General features: G+C 50.3%; 4 protein-coding genes and 1 pseudogene. All 5 read left to right on the plus strand.

Going from position 1 to position 8,738, the window contains the following annotated elements; genetic code table 11:
• Positions 1 to 8: 8 nt before the first annotated feature.
• A complete protein-coding gene (locus tag JCM2765_RS06960) occupies positions 9 to 1,250 on the plus strand; it encodes a lectin-like domain-containing protein (RefSeq protein WP_054735398.1) in 1,242 nt (413 codons plus the stop codon).
• Positions 1,202 to 4,054, plus strand: a complete 2,853-nt coding sequence (locus tag JCM2765_RS06965; protein WP_054735401.1) for a beta strand repeat-containing protein — start codon at positions 1,202 to 1,204, stop codon at positions 4,052 to 4,054. The genes JCM2765_RS06960 and JCM2765_RS06965 overlap by 49 nt, the downstream gene beginning before the upstream one ends.
• A 32-nt stretch (positions 4,055 to 4,086) precedes the next feature.
• Positions 4,087 to 7,296, plus strand: a complete 3,210-nt coding sequence (locus JCM2765_RS06970) for a beta strand repeat-containing protein (RefSeq protein ID WP_156301711.1) — start codon at positions 4,087 to 4,089, stop codon at positions 7,294 to 7,296.
• An 11-nt stretch (positions 7,297 to 7,307) separates the two neighbouring features.
• A pseudogene (locus tag JCM2765_RS06975) lies at positions 7,308 to 8,456 on the plus strand (Ig-like domain-containing protein); the annotation flags it as partial.
• A gap of 27 nt (positions 8,457 to 8,483) precedes the next feature.
• Positions 8,484 to 8,738: Ig-like domain-containing protein (locus tag JCM2765_RS18070; RefSeq protein ID WP_225352025.1), on the plus strand; the 255-nt coding region annotated here is incomplete at its 3' end.

Genomic DNA, 8,738 nt, shown 5'->3' on the forward strand with positions numbered 1-8,738 from the left:
CTTCTGATGTGACAACGCCAACGACAATTGCTACTGGTAACGAAACGGCTGGGACGCCTGCGTCTGATAACAGTGCAGTCACCAACCCAACCACAACTGATACAACAACGAATAACACGACAAACAACACATCGACAGATACCACCGGTGCGCAAACGGCAAGTGCGGCTTCAAACCAAGTTGTCGCCGATGAAACCACTACGGCAACGGCCGCCAAGCAGAGCTTAATGATGTCTAGAGCCCTCGTTGCAGAACCAAAGTCGATTGCAACTGTGGACCAGTTAGATGGCAAATACGTGGATGATGACGGTAACGTGTCGGATATTGCCTTGGCAGTTAATGCTGGTGATGCCTCTGCCGCAACTTCAACAACAATTCCAACTGATATTACTGATGTTTTTAACGGTCAAACTGACTCAAAAGTTACCGCTAATAAGGACATCTTTGGACAACTTTACACGGATCCAGCGACTGGTAAGCAGTGGATTCAATTGCTGACAGATAAGGTAACAAATACGGCGACATCTTATTCATTTGGAAATCAAATTGATACGACGCAGAGTTTTGAAATTCAAGGTGAACTATCACTAGATAAGCTTAACGGTGGTGGCGGTATTGGGATTATTTTGCAACCCGTTAATCCTAGTGAAGCTGGGATTGGTGCGGGCGCAAGTGCAAGTGCTGATATTGGGATTATTGGTCAAAAGGATACGACTTTTATCGGCTTTGACAACTATCAATCTGGTCAGCCTGGTTATAATGACACGCCTAACGGATCATTAACGATTCGTCAAACTGATGGTACTGGAACGCCTGATGGTAGTGCGTTCGTTCAGATGAATATGGATAAAGCCAATAGTACCTCTGACGTAACTAACCCAGCTGGGACCAACCCCCACACGGCTCAAGTTAATGGTAAGGCCTATGATGTTTTATTTGATTACAAGTGGACCCCTGATACTGGAACGGTAGTTGATGGTAAGGTGACCGGAACGATTACCGCAACTGTAACCGATGTGACAAACGGTGCGGTCAAAAAATTGACGGTGACAAGCGTTCAACTCAATCAAGCTGAGTCAGTCGCAATGTTCGCGGCAGCCGGAAGTGGTGGCGCAAACTACTTGGGCCGAATCAACTCTTTTACCTTAACCAAAGTTACAGAACCTACCACGGTCAACTACATCAACGTGAAACGGGTGAGGTGCTTCAAACTTCAACGACAGTTAATACCAACGTTGGGAGCAATCTAACCGTATCTGGGACCACAACAACTGGTGAAACGGTCTTTGGTGCACCAACCATTGAAGGCTTTACCTTTGTTGGGGCTGCCGGGACGGATGATAACGGCACTTACCAAAACGGCAAAGTGACCACGGTGAACACGGGTATGATGGGTGCTTCAACTAGTGGTGCCTACAACACGTTGAACGTTTACTACAAGGCCAATGGGACCCAACCAACCCGAAGCGTTGCGGACTACACGATGCCAGACGGCACTACGGTTTCGGGTGTCGTTCAAACTGACACTGGCACCACGATAGCCGTTGATACGACCAACACGCCGGTCAAAGACGCTAGCGGTAGCAATATCACTTTCGGAACAGCGCTGACAGCAGTACCGATTCAACAAGTTGACGGCTACATTTCCGGCTACACCAAGGATGATGGTTCGTGGACTGAAGCAACTGAGATTCCAGATGATAAACAAACTGGAAACTACGTTGTGAGCTACATTAAGCAGGCCCAACAACTGAACTCAACGGTGATGCAACAAGGCGATGCCAACCCAAGTATTTCACTAAACATTGCTGAAAATACAATCGATCCAAACGTGACGTTAACGCGTGATGACGTTGTGATCTCTAAGGATGGCACAGTTGTGAGTGGCGCTTACGCTAATTTAGTAGCGGGCGGTTACACGATCGACCTATCTGATACTGGTAAGCAAGCAATTGCGACGGCTTACGGTGTGAGTGTTGATGAGCTGGATTTTACTAACTCAACTGCGACCTTAACCGTTGTTAGCATGACGGTGAGCGGTAACGACAACGGCACGACAACTGTGACCGGGACGACGGCGCCTGGAACGACCGTTAGTATAACGGATGATGCAGGCAATACCTACCCTGTCACCGTTGGCGACGATGGTAGTTACACAGTTGACGTTCCCGTTGGCACTGATGGTGGCCAATTGACGGTGACGACGACCGATGACAATGGTGGCAGTTTAACCAAGGATGTAACGGTAAATGCAACGCCAACGTTATCAACTGATCCAATCGTTAATAACAATGGCACAACGACGGTCACGGGGACAACGGTCCCTAACGCAACTGTCGACGTGACCGATGCAAATGGTGATAAACATACAGTTACAACTGGTTCAGATGGTAGTTATACGGTGGATAATGTTCCCGTTGGTACCACAGACGGACAAGTCACCGTAACGACGACCGATCCAAGTGGTAACAGTACGAGTACCAAAGTCGATGTGCCCGGCACGCCAACGTTAACGACTGATCCAGTCGTTAACAATAATGGAACGACTGACGTAACGGGTACGACAACGCCAGGTTCAACGGTAGTTATCACGGATGGTAACGGTGATCAGCATAATGCTACCGTGAACCCAGATGGCACTTACAGTTTTGATGATGTGCCAGTGGCTACAGATGGCGACAAGATTACGGTGACGACCACGGACTCTGATGGCAATACTAAGAGTACTGATATGACAGTATCGGGGACGCCAACGTTGACTACAGGTCCAGTAGTCAACAATAACGGCACGACCACGGTAACGGGTACCGCAACGCCAGGGACAACGGTAGTCGTTACTGACGGTAATGGCGATACGCATGATGTGACGGTTGACCCGGATGGCACTTACAGTTTGGCTGATGTGCCAGTTGCTGCAGATGGTGGCAAAGTTACGGTAACCACAACTGATAAGGATGGCAATACTAAGAGCGTTGATACGGCAGTGCCGGCAACGCCAACGTTGACTACCAATCCAGTAGTCAACAACAATGGCACGACGACGGTAACGGGTACGGCAACGCCAGGTTCAACAGTAGTCGTTACTGATGGTAATGGCGATACCCATGATGTTACGGTGAAGCCAGACGGCACCTATAGCTTAGACAATGTGCCAGTTGCTACAGATGGCGGCAAAGTTATGGTAACCACAACTGATACGGCTGGCAATACTAAGAGAGTTGATACGGCAGTGCCGGCAACGCCAACGTTGACTACCAATCCAGTAGTGAACAACAACGGGACGACTGACGTAACTGGTACGACTAAACCAGGTTCAACGGTAGTCATCACGGATGGCAACGGCGCTCAGCATAATGCTACCGTGAACTCAGATGGCAGTTATACGTTAGATGATGTCCCAGTCTCTACAGATGGCGGCAAGATTACAGTGACGACCACGGATCCTGATGGTAATACTAAGAGTACCGATGTGACAGTATCGGGGACGCCAGCGTTGACTACAGATCCAGTAGTCAACAACAATGGCACCACGACGGTAACGGGTACCGCAACGCCAGGGTCAACGGTAGTCGTTACTGACGGTAATGGCGACAAGCATGATGTCACAGTTGACCCAGACGGCACCTATAGCTTAAATAATGTACCGGTTACGGATGGTGGCAAAGTTACAGTGGCCACAACTGATACTGACGGCAATACTAAGAGTATCGATACGGCAGTGCCAGTAACACCAGCGTTGACTGCCAATCCAGTAGTGAACAACAACGGCACGACGACGGTAACGGGTACGGCAACGCCGGGAACAACGGTAGTGATTACTGATGGTAACGGTGAAACACATGATGTGACGGTAACCCCAGATGGTACCTATAGCTTAGACAATGTCCCAGTTACAGATGGTGGCAAGGTAACTGTAGCTACGACCGATACAGATGGTAACACAAAGCGTACCGACGTGACGGTACCAGCAACACCAGCGTTGACTGCCAATCCAGTAGTGAACAACAACGGCACGACGACGGTAACAGGTACGGCAACGCAGGAACCACGGTAGTCGTTACTGACGGCAACGGTGACACACATGACGTGACGGTCGATTCAGAAGGTACCTATAGTTTGACTGACGTGCCAGTTTCAGCAGATGGTGGCAAGGTTACGGTAGCCACAACTGACCCAGCTGGTAATACAACGAGTACTGATGTAACGGTGCCAGCAACACCAGTGTTGACTGCGAACCCAGTAGTGAACAACAATGGCACGACGACAGTAACGGGTACCGCAGTGGCCGGTACGACAGTAATCATTACGGATGGTAATGGCGGCACGCATAACGTGACGGTTGCCCCAGATGGCACTTACAGTTTGGCCGATGTGCCAGTTTCAACAGATGGCGGTAAAGTTACGGTAGCTACAACTGATGCGGCTGGTAACACGAAGCGTACCGACGTGACAGTACCAGCAGCGCCAGAGTTGTCTACAAATCCAGTAGTGAACAACAATGGCACGACCACGGTAACGGGTGCGGCAACGACAGGGACAACAGTAGTCATTACTGACGGTAATGGCGACACACATGACGTGACGGTTGGCTCAGACGGTACCTATAGCGTGAATGATGTGCCAGTTTCAACAGATGGCGGCAAGATTACAGTAGCCACAACTGATGCTTCTGGAAATACAAAGCGCACTGATGTAGTTGTACCTGCAACGCCAGTGTTGACTGCAGATTCAGTAGTGAACAACAATGGCACGACTACGGTAACGGGTAAGGCAACGCCAGGGACAACAGTAGTGATTACTGATGGCGACGGCAATACCACAACTAAGGACGTTGCCGTAGCAGGTACACCAGCGTTGATTACTAATGATGCTAAGAACGTCAACGGCACAACAACGGTAACTGGTACAACAACACCAGGATCAACGGTTACAGTAACCGATGGCGACAAGAGCTACACAGCTACAGTTGATGATCAAGGTAACTACACGGTAGATATTCCGGTTGGAGCTGACGCCGCAACCTTAACTGTTAAAACTGATGATGGTGCCGGTAATGCTACAACCCAAGATATTACGGTAGCGAAGACACCAACGTTGACGACGAATGATGCCAAAAACATCAACGGAACAACAACGGTAACGGGTACGACGACGCCGGGTTCAACGGTGACGGTAACTGATGGCGATAAGAGCTACACAGCCACGGTTGATGATAAAGGTAACTACACGGTCGATGTTCCAGTTGGGACAGACGCTGCAACCTTAACCGTTAAATCTGACGATGGTGACGGCAACGCCACAACTAAAGATATTGCGGTAGCGAAGACGCCGACGTTGACTACGAATGACGCCAAAAACGTCAACGGTACGACAACAGTAACAGGTACTACGACACCGGGCTCAACGGTGACGGTAACTGATGGCGATAAGAGCTATACGGCTACGGTCGATGGTAAAGGTAACTACACGGTAGACGTGCCAGTCGGAACTGATGCCACAACGTTAACTGTTAAATCTGACGATGGTGCCGGTAACGCCACAACCAAAGACGTTGCGGTAGCTGGCACTCCAGCGTTGACGACTAACGATGCTAAGAACGTCAACGGTACGACAACGGTAACGGGTACGACCACGCCAGGGTCAACGGTGACAGTAACTGATGGCGATAATAGCTACAAAGCCACAGTTGATGACAAGGGTAACTATACTGTTGATGTGCCAGTCGGGACGGATGCCACAACCTTAACTGTTAAGTCTGATGATGGTGACGGCAACGCCACAACGCAAGAAGTTGCAGTAGCGAAGACGCCAGCGTTGACGACTAATGATGCCAAAAACGTCAACGGAACGACAACAGTAAAAGGTACCACGACACCGGGATCAACGGTGACGGTAACTGATGGCAACAACAGTTACACAGCAACAGTCGACGCCGATGGTAACTACACGGTCGATGTTCCAGTCGGGACAAACGCCGCAACCTTAACCGTTAAATCTGACGACGGTGACGGTAACGCCACGACTCAAGCCATCACGGTAGCCAAAACACCGGATTTAACAACTAATGATCTTAAAAACACGGATGGTACAACGACTGTTGCGGGTACGACCACGCCAGGTTCGACCGTGACAGTAACTGATGGTGATAAGAGCTACACAGCCACAGTTGATGATAAGGGTAATTACACGGTGGATGTGCCAGTCGGAACTGACGGTGGATCATTAACGGTTAAAACCACAGATGCTGATGGCAACATCACCAGCAAGGACGTTACGGCGGACCCAACGCCAGCTTTAACAACTGCACCAATCGTTAACGCGAATGGGAACGTTACGGTAGCTGGTACCACTGATGCCGGTAACACGGTCACGGTAACCGATGCTGCTGGTAAGGTTTACCCAGTAACGGTCAAAGCTGACGGCAGTTACACGGTGGATGTACCGGTTGGCACTAATGGCGGTGATTTGACTGTTAAGACGACCGACGCTGATAGTAACAGTACCAGCAAGAAGTTGACCGCGGACAGTACGCCAGTTGTGACAATTTCGCAAGTCACGAACCAGGATAACAACGCAGCGGTTACAGGAACGACGACTCCGGGCGCAACAGTCAAGTTAGTCGATCACGATGGTCAAACTGTAACAACAACGGCGGATGCTGATGGCAAATTCAGCTTTGCGACTGTCGCAACCATCGCTGAAGGTGAACCACTGACGATGACGACCACTGATCCGGCGGGCAACAGCACGGTAACCACGGTGACAGTACCAGCAACACCAGAAGTGACGGTAACGACACCGATCAACACGGATGGTGGGACCACGATCACAGGGACTACGCCAAAAGGTAGCACCGTCGTTGTGACCGATGAAGCGGGGAATAACTACCCAGCCACAGTTGATGCCGATGGCAATTACACTGTTCCGGTAACAGTTGGAACTGATGGTGGCAAGCTGACAGTGACAACCACTGATCTAGCAGGTAACGTGACGACTAAGGACGTAATGGTTGCCGCTACACCGGATTTGACCCCAGATGATGCTAAGAACGTTGACGGCACGACTGCCGTTACCGGGACCACAACGCCAGGTAGCACCGTAACCGTGACGGATGCCGATGGCAATACGTACACGGCAACGGTCGATGGCAGTGGTAAATACACTGTTCCAGTAACAGTTGGCGCTGATGGTGGTAAATTGACGGTGAAAGCTACGGATGCTGCTGGTAATAGTAAGCGTACTGAAGTAGATGTAGCCGGGACCCCAGCGCTGACTGTGGCTCCAGCTGCAACGTAGATGAAACTGCAACGGTAACGGGTACGACAGAACCAGGCAACACAGTTGTTGTGACTGATGAAGCCGGTAAGGAATATCCAGCTACAGTTGATGTGGATGGAAACTACACGGTCGATGTCCCAGTTGATGCGGATGGTGGCAAGTTGACGGTAAAGGCAACCGACACTGATGGCAACAGCAAGAGTACCGAAGTAGACGTCGCCGGGACCCCAGCGTTAACGACTAATCCAGCGAAGAACGTAGACGGCACAACCGCAGTAACGGGTACGACAGAACCAGGCAACACGGTCGTTGTGACTGATGAATCTGGTAAAGAATATCCAGCTACAGTTGATGCGGATGGAAACTACACGGTCGATGTCTCAGTTGATGCGGATGGTGGCAAGTTGACGGTAAAGACAACCGACACTGATGGCAACAGTAAGAGTACAGAAGTAGACGTAGCAGGTACGCCGGTATTGAGCGTAAATCCAGCTGCTAACGTGGATGAAACTGCAACGTTAACGGGTAAAGCTGAGCCGGGCAACACGGTTGTTGTAACCGATGAGGCCGGTAAAGAATACCCAGCCGAAGTTGACGCCGATGGTAACTACACAGTTGATGTTCCAGTGGAAGCCGATGGTGGTAAGCTAACCGTCAAAACGACTGACACGGATGGTAACAGTAAGAGTACCGAAGTTGATGTAGCGGGTACGCCAGCGTTGACTACGGATCCAGTGAAGAACGTAGACGGTACAACGACGGTAACGGGTAAAACTGAACCAGGCAACGCAGTGGTAGTCACTGACGAAGCCGGTAACGAATATCCAGCCGAAGTTGACGACAACGGTAACTACACAGTCGATGTTCCAGTGGATGCGGATGGTGGCAAGTTAACGGTAAAGACGACCGATACTGACGGCAACAGTAAGAGTACTGATGTTGATGTAGCAGGAACCCCAGCGTTGACCACTGATCCAGCGAAGAACATTGACGGCACAACGACAGTAACGGGTAAGACAGAGCCAGGCAACACAGTTGTTGTGACTGATGAAGCCGGTAAGGAATACCCCGCTACGGTTGACGACAACGGTAACTACACAGTCGACGTTCCAGTAGATGCCGATGGTGGCAAGTTAACGGTAAAGACAACCGATACTGATGGTAACAGTAAGAGCACCGAGGTCGATGTCGCCGGCACCCCAGCGTTGACCACTGATCCAGCGAAGAACATTGACGGTACAACGACGGTAACGGGTAAAACTGAACCAGGTAATACAGTGGTAGTCACTGACGAATCTGGCAAAGAATATCCAGCTACAGTTGATGCCGATGGTAACTACACAGTCGATGTCCCAGTAGATGCCGACGGTGGTAAGTTGACGGTCAAGACGACCGATACAGATGGTAACAGTAAGAGTACCGAGGTCGATGTCGCCGGTACACCAGCATTAACGACGGAC

Origin of the sequence: Secundilactobacillus similis DSM 23365 = JCM 2765 (assembly GCF_001311075.1) — a bacterium.
GTDB classification, from domain to species: domain Bacteria; phylum Bacillota; class Bacilli; order Lactobacillales; family Lactobacillaceae; genus Secundilactobacillus; species Secundilactobacillus similis.